A 17,985-nucleotide genomic window follows, 5' to 3' on the forward strand; every position below is an offset into this window, starting at 1 on the left:
GTTGTTACGCAGACTTGCGTAACAACCCTTGCTTTTTCAGATACACTAATAATAGCGAAATCGCAGCAGGGGTGATACCAGAAATACGAGACGCCTGGCCGATTGTTTGCGGTCTGGCTTCTGTCAATTTAGCCACCACCTCGTTAGAAAGACCGCTGACCTGAGCATAATCGAACTCAGCCGGTAACAGCGTTTCTTCATGGCGTAGCTGTTTGTTGATCTCATCCTGCTGACGTGCAATGTAGCCTGCGTACTTAGTCTGGATCTCAACCTGCTCCAGTGCCTGGATATTGTCCTGCTCACTGGCCAGACCTTCAATTTGCATCAGATCTTTGTAGCTGACTTCCGGACGACGGATCAGATCTTCTAAACTGGCCTCCCGGGTCAATGGCGATTTCAGCAGCTCGTTCACTTGCGCCAGCGCCGGATGATCTTTGTGGATCCAGGTATTACGCAGTCGCTGGGTTTCCTGTTCCATCACTTCCAGCTTATTGTTGTAAGCCGCCCAGCGTTCATCATCCACCAGACCCAGCTCACGACCTTTTTCGGTCAGGCGCAGATCCGCGTTGTCTTCACGCAACAGCAAACGGTATTCAGCACGGCTGGTAAACATACGATAGGGTTCTTTGGTTCCCAGAGTAGCCAGGTCGTCGATCAAGACACCGGTATAGGCCTGATCGCGACGCGGTGTCCAGGCTTGTAGACCTTTTACTTGCAAGGCCGCATTCATACCGGCTATCAAGCCCTGTGCCCCCGCTTCTTCGTAGCCGGTAGTGCCATTTATCTGGCCGGCAAAGAACAGGCCATTGATAAATTTGGTTTCCAGAGATTGTTTCAAATCGCGCGGATCGAAGAAGTCATATTCAATGGCATAGCCAGGACGACAAATGTGCGCATTTTCAAAGCCCTGAATTGAACGCACGATCTCCAGCTGAATATCAAATGGCAGGCTGGTGGAAATGCCGTTCGGATACAACTCATAAGAAGTTAGTCCTTCCGGCTCCACAAAGATCTGATGTTTCTCTTTGTCGGCAAAGCGGACTATTTTATCTTCAATAGACGGGCAGTAACGTGGCCCGATCCCTTCAATCACACCAGCATACATAGGCGAGCGGTGCAGGTTATCGCGGATCACATCATGGGTTTTTTCATTGGTATAGGTGATATAGCAGGGGATCTGTTGCGGATGATCCGACGCTTTACCCATAAATGAGAATACCGGCGTTGGCGTATCACCAGGCTGCGCCTGCATCACTGAAAAGTCTACGGTGCGCGCATCAATGCGGGGTGGTGTACCGGTTTTCAGTCGATCAACGCGGAATGGGAGTTCACGTAAACGCTGTGCCAGGGCAATCGAGGGGGGATCGCCTGCACGACCGCCTTTAAAATTCTCCAGACCAATGTGGATCTGACCGCCCAGGAAAGTACCCACTGTCAGTACCACTGTTTGTGCACTAAAGCGCAATCCCATCTGGGTTACGACACCTTTAACCTGATCCTGTTCAACGATCAGATCATCACACGATTGCTGGAAGATCTTCAGATTGTCCTGGTTTTGCAAGATCTCCTGGATCGCCGCTTTATACAGAGCGCGATCTGCCTGAGCTCGGGTTGCCCGCACAGCAGGGCCTTTAGACGAGTTCAAAGTACGAAACTGGATCCCGCCTTTGTCGATCGCTTTGGCCATTGCGCCACCCAGGGCATCGATCTCTTTAACCAGATGACCTTTTCCGATCCCGCCGATCGCTGGGTTACAGGACATCTGTCCCAGGGTGTCCATATTGTGTGTTAACAATAAGGTATTCATGCCCATACGTGCTGCAGCCAACGCTGCCTCAGTACCAGCATGACCACCACCAACAACGATAACGTCAAAATGTTCGTGATAAATCATTTACGGGATCCTACTTAAAAACAACCAGCAAATTTCGAAAGGGTGCGTATTCTACCCAGAAAAACGCAGAAGTGAAACGTTTAAATTTTAATCAGAGCAAAAGGATCACTTAATAATATATAAGGATCTTTTTAAAGATCTTTTATTAGATCTTACTATTAGATCAGCCCGGATCTGTGAATAACAGTGTATTCCTTATTTGATCCAAAGAGTTAGATCAGATCATATGATGTGAATTAGATCGGATCATCACGATGAAAAGCTTTGATCAAAGTGGCTATTTATTCACAGCCCTAGATCCGATGAAAACTATCCAATGGATAAGTATGCTTAGATCCGCAGTTAGATCAAAGGTTATCCACAATGCGATCTAAGAAAGAGTCATTTTGTGAATAACTTCTGTGTAAAAGATCTCATCACTGATCCGCATATCGGATTAACACGCCTGATCCAGTTGCTGTTTTAGTGCGGGCAACCAGGCGATGGCAGCATCTTCCGGCAGCGCTTCATCTTGTACATCGATCTTTAATACCGGTAAAAGCTGCTGTGCGCCTTTATCTGACAGTAGCTGCGCACAGTTACTGGCGGCCAGATTAAAGGTGTCATAACTTGAGTCGCCAATACCCACTACGGCAAATTGCACATGGCTCAGATCTTCATGATCAGACAGTTGCTCTATAAAAGGCAGCAGGTTATCCGGATAGTCGCCAGCCCCATAAGTGGATGTGACCACCAGCCACAGAGAATGCTGACAGGCGCTCAAGTCCGGTTGTTCATGCAGTTGTGTGTTGAATTCACTGGCATTAAGCTGCTCGGCAAGCTGTTCTGCAACGTACTCTGCGGAGCCCATTTGGCTACCTATGATGATCTCAATATTGCGCATGAGGCGTTAGATCCTGATTACTGACTCTGGGCGTATTCGCGACATCTTAATGACCTTCGCAGAGAAGTAAAGCCTTGATCTAAGTTTGGGATAAAAAAATCTAGCGCAATTAGTAGTCAAAACGCGTGATTTCATAATAAGCGACTATTAATCAATGGCTTAATAAAATATTCCAAATGCTAATCCGGTGTGCTTGTTGTGGATAAACCGCGAATATCCTGATGCTTTTTAGGGTTATCAGGCCTTACAGAAATGGCTGTAAAGGGTCATAATCAGGACGATTTTTAGCTTGTGGATAGATTCTGGTGCATAAGACGATCTGATCGTCTTTCCATGATAAAAAAGAGGATCTATAAAGTTTGATCTATATAATGAAATAATCTAAAAAATGGCGATCTTTTTCACATAGCTGACAGGATTGGGTGCGTGGCATAGCTGTTTATGCTGTACGGCCACCTTCAGATGATGATGTGATGTGAGTAAGTTTGCTCGCCAGAGCACGGATTGTCACACCAATGTTCCTTTATGAAATACATATGTTGACAGATATGTGCAGTTTTTCATCAATTTCTCACAGTTTGCAGTGTGATCTGAGCATAACCTAGGCGCAGTTTTCAAAGGAGCAAACGGATGAAATCACTCAACTTGGGCGCTGCGCTGATCTGTATTGGTGTGCTGAGCGCATGTGTTAGCCGCAATGAACGACCGACTATTACAATTGAACAACCTGAATTGACGGCCATTGCGATGACTCAGGTGACACTGGCAGCCAGGGTCACAGATAAGGATGATAACCTGAAATCAATCGCGTGGCGTCAGGTCTCCGGGCCGGATGATGCTGTGCTGCATGTCTCGGGCAATCAGGCACAAAGTATCGATGTCCACCTTCCCACTGCCGCTGGCGACTATACCTTTGAGATCACTGCCACGGATGATCTTGATGTCTCGCAGAGTAAACGTTTCACTGTGGTCGCAAAGTCGCTGCAAGAAACCGTCTTTGTGCAACTTGATGATTTGTTATTGCAGATTTACGAAGCGGATAAAGCCTTGATCCCAGGCATCCAGGCCCTCATAGATTTCAATCAGGATGGAGTCGTCTGGCGAGGCGCTGCTGGCTATCGGGATGCGCAGCAGACTCAGGTATTAGAGACGGATACACCGTTTCGCATTGCCAGTATTTCTAAGTTACTAAGCGCGGCAGTGACCTTTTCCATGATTGACGAAGGGCAATTCACGCTGGATACGCCGATCACTGCGTTGATCTCGCCAGAGGATATGCCACCGGGTTATAGCATCGAGGATTTGCATGTTGCTGAGGGCGTTAAACGCGGGGGATCACTTACAATCCGGCAACTATTAGATCAAAGTACCGGGATCCGCGATTTTATTTCCTATTTGCATGACCCGTTAGCGCCTGACACGCGTTCATTTATTGCGGCACTGCAAGGCGGTGAAGACGATATTCCAGCGCTTTGGCACTCGGATCTGCTCATTGCCGATCTGCTTGGTCGTGGATTAACACAAAACTTGGAGACTATGCCGGGAGAAAAACACCTGTATGGCAATAGCAATACCGACTTACTCGCCTGGGCACTGGAAAAACACACCAAAAAGCGCTTTGAGCAGTTGTTATATGAGCGTGTGTTGCAGCCGCTCGGTATGGACAACACTTATATGGACAGGCATGAACCGATGCGTGGAGCTGAGCAGATAGCGCATCACTACTTTTATATTCCTGAGCATGAGGAGATCCCCCCTGAATTGAGCGGCAATCACAATGTGGTTGCACGGCAGGTGAATACCTCTTTTGCCTGGGCTGGCGGCGGGATGGTCTCCACACTGGATGATCTTAATGTGTTCATGACGGCTCTTCATCAGGGGCAGTTGGTTGAAGATCCTCAGTTACAAATGGAAATTGCCGAGCATTGGCTGAGCGAAGTGCCTGAAGAGGGGGTTCAGGAGCATTATGGTCTGGCGCAGGAGCGGTTTGATTTTGAGGGTTATTCCACAACCGGACATTCCGGGTTCTGGGGCACTAACGCAACATTTGTTGAGCCTCTGGCGATCCGCATGGTTACAGCCAGTCATCAGGTGTCTACGGATAGTTTTTATGAATTCGAGCAAGCTGCCATTGCGTTATTTCACGAACTGGGCTTAAAAGGGGTGGCGCCGCTCACTAAAGAGACTCAGTGACGGAAGAGTGAGACGCACCTGAGCGGTGCGTCTCAGTACTGTATTACTTGCCGATACAGAAAGAGCTGAAGATCTTACCCAGCAGGTCATCGGAGGTAAATTCACCCGTGATTTCATTCAGGTATTGTTGCGTGAGTCGCAGTTCTTCAGCCAGGATCTCGCCGGCAATGTGCATTTCCAGCTGAGTCTGGCCAATCTCCAGATGCTCTGCGGCACGCTCCAGTGCGTCGAGGTGACGGCGACGCGCCATAAAGCCACCTTCTGTTGCGCCGGTAAAGCCGATACAGGCCTTAAGGTGTTCACGCAACAGATCAATCCCAGTGCTGTCTTTGGCACTGAGGCGGATCAGGGCATGACCATGATCGTGACTGGTACCGGTCTGTTCACCACTGAGGTCAACTTTATTGCGGATCACTGTGATGTCCATGCCCGCAGGCAGTTGCTCAATGAACTCCGGCCAGATCCGGGCTGGATCGGTTTCATTGGTTTCGGTGCCGTCAACCATAAATAGCACGTGATCGGCGGCGCGGATCTCATCCCAGGCACGCTCAATTCCGATTTGTTCCACTTTGTCCGGACTGTCGCGCAGGCCGGCGGTGTCAATGATGTGCAGCGGCATGCCATCAATATGGATATGTTCTCTTAGTACGTCCCGGGTGGTACCAGCGATATCGGTGACAATAGCAGCTTCACGGCCTGCCAGCGCATTAAGCAATGAGGATTTGCCTGCATTCGGGCGACCCGCGATCACCACTTTCATGCCTTCACGCATGATGCTGCCTTGTTTAGCTTGCTGACGCACCACGCCCAGCTGCTCTATGATGGCGCTCAAGTCGCCGGCCACTTTACCATCGGAAAGAAAGTCGATTTCTTCATCTGGAAAGTCGATTGCTGCCTCAACATACATGCGTAAATGGATCACTTGTTCCACCAGCGCATTGATATGTTTGGAAAAATCACCTTGCAGTGAGTGCAGGGCACTTTTCGCTGCTTGCTCGCTGGTTGCATTGATTAGATCGGCAATGGCTTCGGCCTGAGTCAGATCCAGCTTATCATTCATAAACGCGCGTTCAGAGAATTCACCGGGTTTGGCGAGTCGCACGCCGTCGACCTGGCTGATCTCTTTAAGCAGCATGTCCAGCACCACCGGACCACCATGGCCCTGAAGCTCAAGCACATCTTCGCCGGTAAAGGAGTTCGGGCCTTTAAAGAACAGCGCAATGCCCTGATCCAACTGCTCTCCCTGAAGCGTCTGGAATGGCAGGTATTCCGCATAGCGGGTTTTTGGGCATTTTCCGAGTATTTTGTGTGCGACCTGCTCAGCCAGAGTCCCTGAAATTCGAATTATGCCGACGCCGCCCCGGCCCGGTGCGGTTGCCTGTGCTGCGATGGTGTCTTGTGCGATCATTGTGACCCTTGAAAGCAAACTCTAATTAGCGCTAAGTGTACAGCAAACGCGCGCAGTGAGGTATAGTAGAGGCGGTTCAGACATAAGGATATCTACTGTGGTTGTATTCGCTCAGTTTACTTTTGATACCGACAGACTGGTATTAAACAAAGATCAACAAGTCGTGCCGCTGCGTCCTAAAGTCGGCCAGTTATTGCATTTTTTATTGGCCCGGCCTCACCAGGTAGTCACGCGCGAAGCTTTACTGGATGCATTGTGGCAGCACGGTGAGTTTCGTGATACCGCGTTGACTCAGAGTATGGCTGAGCTGCGCCAGGCGTTGGGTGATGACGCGCAGCAACCCAAGTTCATCCGCACCATACCCCAACAAGGCTATCAATGGGTTTGTCCACTCGTACAACCGCAACGCAACAGACACAGAGCATTATTCCTCGCACTACTGAGTGCCATTATTCTGGCGGGGGGGGTTGTATTTGGTCATATCAGTCAGCCAGTTTCGAAGCCTGTCACAGAGCAGGTGATACTCCCTGCTTTGACTATTTTGCCACTAACTAACGATACCGGTGTGGCTGCCAATGCCTGGTGGGGTTATGCATTGAATTCGGCGTTGACGACGCGCTTGCAATCCGATTACCAGCTGATCCCAGCTGCTCAGTTGATCAAAGGGCAGAACAGCAAACAGATTGAGCTCATCTTATCCCGCCAGCAACAACGCTATGTGCTGACAGTCAGTACGGCGCAGCAGCAGCGAAAAATTGTGGTTGAGCAGCTCGATATGGGATTTGAAGAAGTGGCCGAGCAGGTCATTGCGGCACTGATGCTCTTGCCCGACGGGCAGAGTAGTGCAGTGATGCAGTCAGATCTGATTGCATCACAGGACTACTATCGAGGATTACAGGCACTGGATGAGCAGGGGAATAAGCTGGCGAGAGCTTATTTTGAGGCGGCGCTGATCCAGCATCCACAGCATTTGGCTGCCCAACTCGAACTGGCACGTATTGCCTGGCAGCAGGGGGAGTTAGGTCAGGCCCGAAGGTTTTTTGCTGACATGGATCTCACTGCTGCAGAGCCTGCGATACAGGTACGTTACCATTTATATCTGGCAGAGTTTAACAAGGCGCTGGGCCATTATGAGCAGGCACAGCTAGCGGTGCAGCAGGGCCTTAACCTGGCGCAACGTCATCAGCTACTGGAGCAGCTGGCAACGGCGTATCAATTACAGGCCGATCTGTCCTGGCTTTCCCAGCAGTGGGAAGCATACAGCAAGGCGCTGAATTCGGCTGATGTGCTGATCGGCAGTCATACTCTGGGTTACCGGGATGCGCAGCGTGCTTTTTATCTGGCTAACCCGCCCGCCGCCGGGCCCGAAGCAAAGCGCCTGCTAGATCTCTCGCGCAGTCAGCAAGTGCTGCAACGCACGGTGAGAATTTACCGGCAATCGCCTCAGCGCAATTTACTGGCACGGACCTTATTTGCCTATGGACAGAACTATCTGGTGCCGGTGACTGAGAGTGAACCAAGTCTGCTGGAGGCGCTGGAGATTGCATCAGATCTGGGTGATGATTATTTAAGAAAGCAAATACTTACTTACCTAGGGTTTTACTATATTCAGCTTCATCAGGGAGAAAAGGCACTGGCTTACCTGGTACAGGCTGACCCAGACCCCCAGTTTGTTCCTCAGTATGAGCTACACTGGCTGTTACGTGGCATGGCCATTATGGATGGTGCACTTAATCGTGATGGTGCGCCGGGGTTAACCACAGCCATAAAGACTTTTGAAGAGTTGCTGGGCTGGGAAAAGGTATCCACAATCACCGCGGCACACGCAAATTTGATGCTGGGATGGAGTTTGATCAAACAAGGTGAATTGGCACGGGCTGAAGAGTATGTGATGCGTGCACAGGGGGTATACCAGCAACTGGGCCTGGTCGATACCCTGAGCTATGCCCGCTACACTCGCATGTATATTCACCTGCAGCGTGGCGAGGCCCGGCGGGCACTGGCACTACTGCCCGTCCCCGAGCAAGCCAGTCATCTGGAATTACTGTATGGTGCGGCAGCGGCCTGGCTGGTTCAGGATCATGTGCTGTCAGAGCAGTTGAGTGAGCAACTCGCTATCCGCCCTAACAGCGAAGCTTTGCTTAACCAGTTGACCGGGATCAGGGCGGCGCCTAAGCCGTCATTTGATCTGGCCAGTGTTATGCTTGACAAACCTTACAGCGTATATTGTCAGAGCAGCTGGGCGCTATAATGGAAAAGGAGGTACCTGATTTGCCCGGTAGATCACTTTGCCCTGGCTGTCTTGCACTAACCAGTATGGCAACTCAGTCACTTCAAAGCGACTAAATAGCTGGTTGTGGCTATCAAAGACGACTTCATGATTGACTTTAAAGCGCTCTTGATAGGCTTTGGCCTGAGCTTGATCGACATAAAAAGGTTTGATCACGGTTACCACCGGATGGTCGATCGTTGCAGCCAGGCGATTATTTTGCGTGATGCGTTGTGTACAGTCTGGTATGTGCTGAAATGGACACAAGCTGTCACTAAAAAATAGTACCCGCAAGCCAGTCTCGGGTCTGGCAGGGTCAAACTGCTGTCCGGACAAGGTATGAAGTGCTTTACCTTCCGTAGAGGTGGCAACGTGTGCATCTGCTGGCATAGTGCCCAACACTTCTCGCTGCTGTACTTTTCCGTCCTCGACCACCAGTCGGTAGGGGGTTTGTCTTACACCATAGCGGATCGCCAGCTGGTTGAGCTTATCTATTTTCAGGCCATTATAGGCCGGAAACTGTGCAATAAACTGATCTACACTGGGTTTATCTATGTTGATGTCCGGGTGAATAAACTGGCGTTCGATTTTGGGATGCGGCTTGGGCAGGGCGGTTAGCTGCGCGTATTCATCCCAGATGTTGATAAAAATATATTCGGTCGGTGCGGCCGTTGCACACAGACTGAGCATCAATATGGCGAGGTTGAGCAATAGGGTGATCGGGTTTAGCAATTTCATGGCTGTGTTCCTTGTTGTTGTGGAGCCAGGTGTTGTTTGAGCTCATCGGTCATCAACGCACTACGGTAGATCTCTGTACCATTGGCATCGAGCAGAATATGCTGAGGTGTGCCGGTTACCTGGTACTGGCGAGTAATCGCGCCGGTGCTATCAAATACAGTGGGAAACTGATAGCCATATCGGTTTAAATAGGTTTTCACCCCCTCGACGGTCTGGTTAAAGCCCACATTCACGGTGATAACCTGGTAACGACCCTGGCTATTTTCATACGTTTGCTGAAGCAATGGCATTTCTTCGACACAGTAAGCGCACCAGGTAGCCCAGAATTTTAGATACGTCACTTTATTGGTGCTGGATACGGCCTGGCCCTCCACTGTTGCTGCCTGTAAAGGGGGGTAGGATTTAGCCGTGGCCGTTGCTGACAGCGCCAGCAATATTGCACCAGTGATGAATTTATTCATAATGTAGTCCTTGCGTTATAGCCAGCTTTTACCGGCCTGAATGAGAAAATATTGCGCCATAATAAGCAGTAACAGTGCGCTGACAGTGGATATGTGGTTGAGCCATGAGCCTGCACGGGGCAATCGATTTAGTAATTGGCTGCTCAGACCGGCCACTAGCAGCAAGGTGCTCATGCCCACTGCAAAACTGAATAGTAAAAGGGCACCGAAAACAAGATGCTGGCTGGAGGCCACAAACAGTAATAAGCCACCGAGTACCGGTGAAGTGCACGGTGCTGCGACCAGTGCACTGGCCATGCCCATCCAAAGAGGGCTCAGTGTGGCCTGAAAGCTGAGCCCTGGCAGGCGCGGAAAAGCGAGCCAGCCCTTGTTCACCAGAGCCAGATAAATAAGCAGGTTGGCAAAAGCAACCTGTATCCAGGGGTTAGATGCAACCACGCCAAACAAGCTACCACTCCAGGCCGCAATGCCACCCAGCAGAGCATAGATTGCGGCAAAACCAAGACAGTACTGAAGTGGTGCCAGCTGAGCGCGGTACTTGGTCATGGTTGCCAGCGTAATGGGTAGCAACGGATAAACGCAGGGCGTAAAGCTGGTGAGTACACCGCTTAATAATGCCAGAGGAAGTAGCCACCAGCTGAGATGCGGTGTGCTTAATGCGTCTAACAGGGGGACTTCAAACATACTGTTTCGCTGACTTGTTAAGATGGCAAGTAGCGTGCAATATGGGCCTAAGTTTTCCTATCAAAGTGGCCTAAAACCGATCTCAAATTATATCAAAATATTGATTTAAATAATTAAATTTAATGAGACTGTGAGACTGTGAGACTGTGAGACTGTGAGACTGTGAGACTGTGAGACTGTGAGACTGTGAGACTGTGAGACTGTGAGACTGTGAGACTGTGAGACTGTGAGACTGTGAGACTGTGAGACTGTGAGACCGATATGCCGTTTGGTGTTATCACGAGCATAAAAAAACGGCCCGCGATGGACCGTTTCTTGTTTATCTATATCCGGTATTACCCGCGGACCTTCATGCCCTTTTTCTCCATACCACGATAGATGTAAAGCATCTGGGCAATTGAGATCAGGTTAGAGACCAGCCAGTACAGCACCAGACCAGACGGGAACCAGATAAAGAACACAGAGAAGATAACCGGCATCCAGGTCATCATCTTTTGTTGCATTGGATCAGTCACTGTCATAGGTTGCAGCTTCTGAGTTAGAAACATACTGGCACCAAACAGAACAGGCAGTACATAGTAAGGGTCTTTTGAAGACAAGTCTGTCAGCCACAGTATAAACTCGGCATGGCGTAGCTCAGTTGATTCCAGGAATACATAGAACAGCGCCAGGAAGATAGGCATTTGCAGTAACAGCGGGAAGCAGCCACCCATAGGGTTTACTTTTTCTTTACGGTACATCTCCATCGTAGCTTGGCCAAACTTCTGGCGGTCATCACCATAGCGCTCTTTCAGTGCCTGCATTTTTGGCTGCAGCATACGCATTTTTGCCATAGAGGTGTATTGCGCTTTGGTCAGTGGGTAAAGCAACGTCTTGACGATTAGGGTAATCGCAATGATAGCCAGACCCCAGTTACCGATAATGCTATACAAGAACTTCAGCAGGTTTAGCAGCGGCTGTGAGATAAACCATAGCCAACCATAGTCGACCGTGAGGTCCAGATCGCTATGTATTGCTTCTAATGCATCCATATCTTTTGGACCCATGTAGTAGGTCGCGGTCAGCTGTGCCGTACCGTTCCCCTGAATATTGGTTGCTTCGCCTTTCGCTCCTATGATGCTGTTGTTATTACGCAGCGAGCTGTAAATGGTGTTGTTTGTTTCCTGACCTGGTACCCAGGCACTGACAAAGTAATGCTGGATAAAGGCGATGTAACCACCCTGGGTGTTCTTGTTCAGGTTGGCATCAGCCATATCCGAAAACGAGTATTTCTCGTAAGGTTCGTCGCTGGTGCCATAAGCTGCGCCCAGATAAGTCTGGTCAACCATGCTGCCTTTTTCTTGTACTGTGCGCTTGATTTGAGTGTACAGCTGCACCTGAACTGGATCCGCAGTTGGGTTGGTCACATCGTATTGTAGTGCCACATCATACTGACCCGGTTTGAATACGAAGGTTTTACTGAACTGTACCCCTTTGCTGTCGACATAGGTCAGCGGTACGCGCAGCTCATCACCGTTCAGCGTGTAACTGGTCTGAGCGCTTTGATAGACCGGACGACCCTGGCTTGAAGCATCCGGGCCATTCAGGCCAATCAAACCACTTTGAGCGAAGTACTGTTTACCTTCAAACTCACCCAATAACAGGTAAGGCTGGTCGCTGCCATGGGTTTCGGCGTGTTGTAGTAATTTCGCCTCAACAATGTCACCCCCACGGGTGTCGATTTTCACTGCCAGTACATCGGTGGTTACCGAAATGACTGAGCGAGTAGCCACAGTGGCCTGCATTGGCACATCAGCCTGACTGGAAGCCGGTACGTCGGCCTGGTCATTGTTTGCGGGGCCGGCCACTTGTTGTGTGACGGCACTGGTATCAGCATTGGCTGCGGTTTGTTCCTTTGACCACTCAGTGAAGAGTAAAAAGGTAACCAGCAGCAAGCCGATAAATAAAAACGTGCGTTGCGATTCCATAACAGCTCTTATTTCTCGTGTTGTTTATCTTGCGTTGATTTAGCAGGCACGGGATCAGACCCGCCTGCACTTAAAGGGTGACATTTTAATATGCGTTTAAGCGCTAACCAACTCCCTTTTGCAATTCCATGTAAATTAATTGCCTGAATTGCGTAATGAGAGCAGGTGGGTGTAAAGCGACAGTGTGGTCCCAACAGCGGACTGATAAATTGCTGATAAATACGGATCACACCTAATAGCAGTGTTTTGATCAGCCTCTGGCATACCTTAAATGGCCACCGGATCCACGTTCTACATTGCTGCCTCAGGCGCGATGATAGTGTGGAAGGGGAGTGATTCATGATGATGCCGTCAGAACTGATAACCAATTCCCAAAAAACTGCGGAAAATTGGCGATTAAAAGGTGAGCTAACTTTACCTTATCGGGGTCAAAATAGCCATTGAGCACCATGCGATTTTAGCGAAATCACAATAAGTTGAACTCGATTAATCGTTGAGTCACTGCCGCGTATGATGGAACTGAATAAATTGTAGCGAGCATGGCCGATGCGGGACGGGATAAGTCGCGACACTTGCTTTTATTTATCGTTCTGTTTAGTCGGTTTGGGATTTCGTTGCTTAGACGCTGGGCGCTTTTTACCCTGGCGTTTATGTGGTGGTGGCTTAGGAGCACCTGGTTTACAGCGCTCATTCACTTTACGCCATAATTTTGCCAGTTGTTTGCTGAGCTCTTCATTGGTTTGCTCGTCTACGCCGGTTTTGACCATCAGTACAATATCAATATTGTCCAGTTTATGACGGTTTAGGCGAAAGCTTTCACGGGCAAGACGTTTAATGCGATTGCGTTGGCAGGCTTTTTTACAGCGTTTTTTAGCCACGGTCAGTCCCAGACGTGGATGTCCAACATCATTGGGTTTAGCTAAGAGTGTAAAATAAGGCGTTGCTGCGCGAGCGGGTTCGTTAAATACTCGGGAGTAATGCGAGGGAGTTAACAGACGTAACTCCCTGCTGAAGCTAAAGTCTTCCACTTATATATTAAGCAGAAAGTACTTTACGGCCTCTAGCACGACGACGCGCTAGTACTTTACGGCCATTCTTCGTTGCCATACGTGCACGGAAACCGTGAGTACGCTTGCGTTTTAGAACGCTAGGTTGAAAAGTTCTTTTCATAACTAATCCATCCGATCGGTTAAAGTTTAAAACATCCTATGCAGGTCGCGATCCTGGCACAGGTGCCATTGCGAGCGCGAGATATTAATGCCGCGGCGTAGGAAAGTCAATCATAATCGCGCCATCAAGCATAGATTTTAGCCAGAAATAACAAAAAACGGTCATTGTGGCTGTTATCCCTTGAGGTAAACGCATTGCATTATACCTTTATAGTGACAATAGTGGGATCAAAATCCGTGAATTTACGATCCAGATTGTGCGATGAGATCGGATCCGATCTGTGTATGTGAATGTGATCAACTCAGATCAGGCTAAATGAGGGTTTTCCACATGGCCTGGGTGAAAAGTGGCAACATCCTCTGGAAAACTTAAAATGATCGTGTTTTTTAGATGAGATCCTGGCGTATTTTTGCTAAGATCAGTAAACAAGGTGAAAAATAAAATATCAACAAAAACAAGTGGATACATTTGTTTCTAGGAAAGATCCTGAATTTTAAAAAAGTCAATATTGATGTTGTGGATAAGATCCCCTCATAATACCCGGCTTCCACCTATGTATTTATGATAATAAACAAGCATTTCCGTCGATCCTTTGGATTAGCTGTGTATAACCTTGTTGGTAATTCTGGCGATATCCTGAGTTTTTATGTACGGGAATATTAACTATTTCGGAGTGCGACGTGTATCTGTCGGTTTGGCAAAGTTGTTTATATGTTTTGCAGGATGAGCTGCCTTCACAGCAGTTCAATATGTGGGTGCGACCACTACAAGCAGAAAGTACCGAAGATACCTTGACCATCTATGCGCCAAATCGATTTGTTTTGGACTGGGTGAGAGAAAAGTATTTAAACCGCATCAGCGAGCTGCTGACGGAGATATGCGGTGATGAAGCGCCAGAACTGCGGTTTGATGTAGGCAGTAAACCCATTGGTGCAATCAATAATGCTCCCGCTTCTGGTGAGAGTGGCCAAAGCGCCCAGGCCGGAAGCGTTGCCAAGCCGGCTGCATCACCGGCGGGTGCCCCAAGTACGGCTAAAGTTGAACCAGCCCCTAAATCCGGGGTGAAATCCAACATCAAAGAAAACTATACCTTTGATAACTTTGTTGAGGGTAAGTCTAACCAGTTAGCCAAGGCGGCTGCGACCCAGGTTGCTGATAATCCGGGGTCGGCGTTTAACCCTGTCTTTATATATGGTGGCACCGGGCTGGGTAAAACTCACCTGTTGCATGCCGTTGGTAACGGCATCATAGATAAAAAGCCGGACGCAAAAATTGTTTATATGCATTCCGAGCGGTTTGTTCAGGACATGGTTAAGGCATTACAAAATAACGCCATTGAAGAATTTAAGCGTTACTATCGCAGTGTCGATGCCTTGATGATCGATGACATTCAGTTTTTTGCCAACAAAGAGCGATCCCAGGAAGAGTTTTTTCACACCTTTAATGCTTTATTAGAGGGGAATCAGCAGATCATTCTGACATCGGACAGATATCCAAAAGAAATTGAAGGGGTTGAAGATCGACTTAAGTCTCGTTTTGGCTGGGGCCTGACGATTGCCATTGAGCCGCCTGAACTGGAAACCCGTGTTGCGATTCTGATGAAAAAGGCACAGCAGAGTAATATTAACTTGCCGCATGAAGTGGCCTTTTTCATTGCTAAAAAACTGCGCTCCAATGTGCGTGAGCTGGAAGGGGCATTAAACCGGGTGATCGCCAATGCCAATTTTACAGGACGTCCGATATCTATCGAGTTCGTAAAAGAAGCACTGCGCGACCTGCTGGCATTGCAGGATAAGTTAGTTACCATCGACAATATTCAGCGCACCGTGGCTGAATACTACCGTATTCGTGTTTCAGATTTACTATCAAAACGCCGTAGCCGTTCGGTAGCCCGTCCAAGACAGGTTGCAATGGCGTTGTCCAAAGAGCTGACTAACCACAGCTTACCTGAGATTGGTGATGCTTTTGGCGGGCGTGACCACACTACCGTGTTGCATGCATGCCGTAAAGTCAAAGCGCTGCGTGATGAAAGTCATGAAGTAAAAGAAGATTATCAAAACCTGATCCGAACATTGTCGTCTTAAGGGCCTAGTATGCAAATTACGATTTCAAGAGAACAGTTTTTAAAACCCTTGATGCAGGTCTCGGGTGCCATTGAACGAAAACACACACTGCCTATTTTGTCCAATGTATTGGTCGAAGTGAAAAATGGTGTGCTATCGATGACGGGTACCGACTTAGAGATTGAGTTGGTTGCGAATGTGACACTGGAAGAACAAGTTGCAGACGCCAGTATTACGCTACCAGCAAAAAAATTACTCGATATATGTAAAAGTCTTCCGGATGGTTCTTTGCTGCAATTGAGCAGTCAGGAACATCAGTTATTACTGACGAGCGGGCAAAGCCGCTTTTCTTTGACCACCCTGGCAGCAGAAGATTTTCCGAATCTTGAGCAATGGGATGGCGAAGTCGAGTTTCAGATCACCCGACTTGAGTTACGCCAGCTGTTGGAAGCCACCCACTTTTCGATGGCCAACCAGGATGTCCGGTATTACCTGAACGGGATGTCTTTTGAGGTTGATAACAGCGAAATTAAAACGGTTGCGACCGATGGACACCGTCTCGCGATAGCGCAGCACCAGTTAGCGGCATCGTTGAACACGCAACGTCAGCTGATCATCCCACGCAAGGGCGTGCAAGAAATCATGCGCTTGTTGCCAGCAGACGATGAGCCGTTGACCATTCAGTTTGGTAGTAATCACATCCGTATTCTGGACCCTGAGTTCACATTGACCAGTAAGCTGGTGGACGGACGTTTCCCTGATTACCGACGGGTGTTGCCTCGTGGTGGCGATAAGCTGGTGACTGCGAATCGCGAATGGCTACGCAGTGCATTTCAGCGAGTGTCTATTCTGTCGAATGAAAAGTTTCGTGGTGTGCGCCTTAACTTGTCGAATGGCATGTTGAAGATCAGTGCGAACAATCCGGAGCAGGAACAAGCGGAAGAAACCGTTGAAGTTGAGTACCAGGGCGATGACCTGGAAATCGGGTTTAACGTGTCTTATTTACTGGATGTATTAAACACCCTGAAAACCGAAGACGTGCAATTTACATTGGCAGACACCAACAGCAGTGCCCTGATTGAAGGGGCGAGCGACGATTCTGCGATGTACGTTGTTATGCCGATGCGCCTGTAGTTTTAGGTGTGTGCTCTTAAATGAGTTTAAATCAAATTAGCCTCAATAACTTTCGCAATATTGAGGCTCTTTCTTTTTCACCAAGCGATCAGATCAATATCATTCTCGGTGAAAATGGCAGCGGAAAAACCAGCCTGCTCGAAGCCATCTATTTCCTGTCTAACGGGCGCTCATTCCGAACCAACAAACATAAGCTCATGATCCGTCATGAGCAGACCAAGTGCGTTGTGCATGGTAAAAAGCAACTGCACAGTTTGTCGATCCCCATCGGCATCAGCAAAGATTTGCAAGGTGAGACTCAGCTCAGGATCCAGGGTCAGTCTAGTCGTAAAATTGCCGAACTTGCACAAATCCTGCCGACGCAAGTGATCACACCAGAGAGTTATGAGTTGTTTTTTGGCGGGCCAAAAGAGCGAAGAAAGTTTCTCGATTTGGGTGTGTTCCACGTGGAACATCAGTTTTATAGTGTCTGGAAAGACTTCAATAAAGTACTCAAACAGCGCAACGCATTGCTCAAGAGTAAGCCCGTTCAGTACCAGCTTCAGATACGCACCTGGGACCGAGAATTTGTCCGCCTAGCGGAACAAATAAATATGTTCAGAAAGGCGTATATAAGTAGGTTTGAGCGGCATTTTTTTGATAAGATAGGGGTCATAAGCCCCATCTTTAAAGGCCTTGAAATGCGCTATGACGCAGGCTGGAAAGGGGACTTGGCCGAGGTGCTAAATGCCCAGCTAGAGCGGGATAGCAAGCTTGGCTATACAACTAAGGGACCGCATAAAGCCGACTTTAATTTTTATGCAAATGGTCACGGCGTTGAAAATATACTGTCTCGGGGTCAGTTAAAGTTAACCCTCTATGCGTTAAAAATCGCACAGAATAATTTGATTGAGGCCGAGACCGAGAAGCAATCCATATTGCTGATCGATGATTTACCTTCGGAGTTAAGCCAGGATACGATGCTCAGCATCGCGCACTTACTTGCAGAATGTCAGTCACAGCTGTTTATTACTGCAATAAACTCCGAAAGTATCCAGGCCATTGTGGAACCCATGAAACGAAATGTTGAGATGTTCCACGTGGAACATGGCCGCTTAATAACAAAATAATTGGAATACACC

Annotated in this window: 15 protein-coding genes; 5 read left to right on the forward strand and 10 right to left on the reverse strand. The window is 48.6% G+C overall.

Annotation, left to right across the window (positions count from 1 at the left end):
* Positions 1 to 4 precede the first annotated feature (4 nt).
* The gene (gene mnmG / locus MHN33_RS14450; protein WP_239398747.1) at positions 5 to 1,894 is read right to left on the reverse strand and encodes a tRNA uridine-5-carboxymethylaminomethyl(34) synthesis enzyme MnmG; all 1,890 of its coding nucleotides are present in this window, start codon (positions 1,892 to 1,894) and stop codon (positions 5 to 7) included.
* Between the two features lie 436 nt (positions 1,895 to 2,330).
* Positions 2,331 to 2,777, reverse strand: coding sequence for an FMN-binding protein MioC (gene mioC / locus MHN33_RS14455; RefSeq protein ID WP_239398749.1), 447 nt, complete (start codon positions 2,775 to 2,777; stop codon positions 2,331 to 2,333).
* A gap of 630 nt (positions 2,778 to 3,407) precedes the next feature.
* On the opposite strand from mioC, the gene MHN33_RS14460 reads away from it, so the two are divergent.
* Complete coding sequence (locus MHN33_RS14460; RefSeq protein ID WP_239398751.1) at positions 3,408 to 4,970, forward strand: serine hydrolase domain-containing protein; 1,563 nt, start codon at positions 3,408 to 3,410, stop codon at positions 4,968 to 4,970.
* 43 nt (positions 4,971 to 5,013) lie between these two features.
* Here the strand turns inward: MHN33_RS14460 and mnmE are convergent, their stop codons facing one another.
* Positions 5,014 to 6,378 carry a tRNA uridine-5-carboxymethylaminomethyl(34) synthesis GTPase MnmE gene (gene mnmE, locus MHN33_RS14465; protein WP_239398753.1) on the reverse strand — a complete coding sequence of 455 codons (1,365 nt, stop codon included), beginning with the start codon at positions 6,376 to 6,378 and terminating at the stop codon, positions 5,014 to 5,016.
* 97 nt (positions 6,379 to 6,475) lie between these two features.
* On the opposite strand from mnmE, the gene MHN33_RS14470 reads away from it, so the two are divergent.
* Entirely contained in the window at positions 6,476 to 8,629 is a 2,154-nt protein-coding gene (locus MHN33_RS14470; RefSeq protein ID WP_239398755.1) for a winged helix-turn-helix domain-containing protein, read from the forward strand.
* Here the strand turns inward: MHN33_RS14470 and MHN33_RS14475 are convergent.
* From MHN33_RS14475 to rpmH, 7 genes are all read right to left on the reverse strand, one after another.
* Positions 8,624 to 9,385 (reverse strand): hypothetical protein, encoded by a 762-nt coding sequence (locus tag MHN33_RS14475; protein WP_239398757.1) that lies wholly within the window; start codon positions 9,383 to 9,385, stop codon positions 8,624 to 8,626. The genes MHN33_RS14470 and MHN33_RS14475 overlap by 6 nt on opposite strands.
* Positions 9,382 to 9,846 carry a TlpA disulfide reductase family protein gene (locus MHN33_RS14480; RefSeq protein WP_239398759.1) on the reverse strand — a complete coding sequence of 155 codons (465 nt, stop codon included), beginning with the start codon at positions 9,844 to 9,846 and terminating at the stop codon, positions 9,382 to 9,384. Before MHN33_RS14480 ends, MHN33_RS14475 begins: the two co-directional genes overlap by 4 nt.
* A gap of 15 nt (positions 9,847 to 9,861) precedes the next feature.
* Positions 9,862 to 10,530 carry a cytochrome c biogenesis protein CcdA gene (locus tag MHN33_RS14485; protein ID WP_239398761.1) on the reverse strand — a complete coding sequence of 223 codons (669 nt, stop codon included), beginning with the start codon at positions 10,528 to 10,530 and terminating at the stop codon, positions 9,862 to 9,864.
* Positions 10,531 to 10,865: 335 nt separating this feature from the next.
* The gene (yidC, locus tag MHN33_RS14490) at positions 10,866 to 12,497 is read right to left on the reverse strand and encodes a membrane protein insertase YidC (protein WP_239398763.1); all 1,632 of its coding nucleotides are present in this window, start codon (positions 12,495 to 12,497) and stop codon (positions 10,866 to 10,868) included.
* 8 nt (positions 12,498 to 12,505) lie between these two features.
* Positions 12,506 to 12,838, reverse strand: coding sequence for a membrane protein insertion efficiency factor YidD (gene yidD / locus MHN33_RS14495; RefSeq protein WP_239398765.1), 333 nt, complete (start codon positions 12,836 to 12,838; stop codon positions 12,506 to 12,508).
* Between the two features lie 237 nt (positions 12,839 to 13,075).
* Entirely contained in the window at positions 13,076 to 13,525 is a 450-nt protein-coding gene (rnpA, locus tag MHN33_RS14500) for a ribonuclease P protein component (protein WP_130245864.1), read from the reverse strand.
* Between the two features lie 7 nt (positions 13,526 to 13,532).
* Positions 13,533 to 13,667, reverse strand: a complete 135-nt coding sequence (gene rpmH, locus MHN33_RS14505; protein ID WP_010384852.1) for a 50S ribosomal protein L34 — start codon at positions 13,665 to 13,667, stop codon at positions 13,533 to 13,535.
* 680 nt (positions 13,668 to 14,347) lie between these two features.
* On the opposite strand from rpmH, the gene dnaA reads away from it, so the two are divergent.
* The 3 genes from dnaA to recF are packed head-to-tail and all read left to right on the forward strand — an operon-like array spanning position 14,348 to position 17,973.
* Entirely contained in the window at positions 14,348 to 15,751 is a 1,404-nt protein-coding gene (gene dnaA / locus MHN33_RS14510) for a chromosomal replication initiator protein DnaA (RefSeq protein WP_239398767.1), read from the forward strand.
* A 9-nt stretch (positions 15,752 to 15,760) separates the two neighbouring features.
* Positions 15,761 to 16,864, forward strand: a complete 1,104-nt coding sequence (dnaN, locus tag MHN33_RS14515; RefSeq protein WP_239398769.1) for a DNA polymerase III subunit beta — start codon at positions 15,761 to 15,763, stop codon at positions 16,862 to 16,864.
* Between the two features lie 20 nt (positions 16,865 to 16,884).
* Complete coding sequence (recF, locus tag MHN33_RS14520) at positions 16,885 to 17,973, forward strand: DNA replication/repair protein RecF (RefSeq protein WP_125718645.1); 1,089 nt, start codon at positions 16,885 to 16,887, stop codon at positions 17,971 to 17,973.
* The last annotated feature ends 12 nt before the right edge of the window (positions 17,974 to 17,985 follow it).

It is taken from the genome of Pseudoalteromonas sp. OOF1S-7 (genome assembly GCF_022347765.1).
In the GTDB taxonomy this organism is placed as follows: Bacteria; Pseudomonadota; Gammaproteobacteria; order Enterobacterales; family Alteromonadaceae; genus Pseudoalteromonas.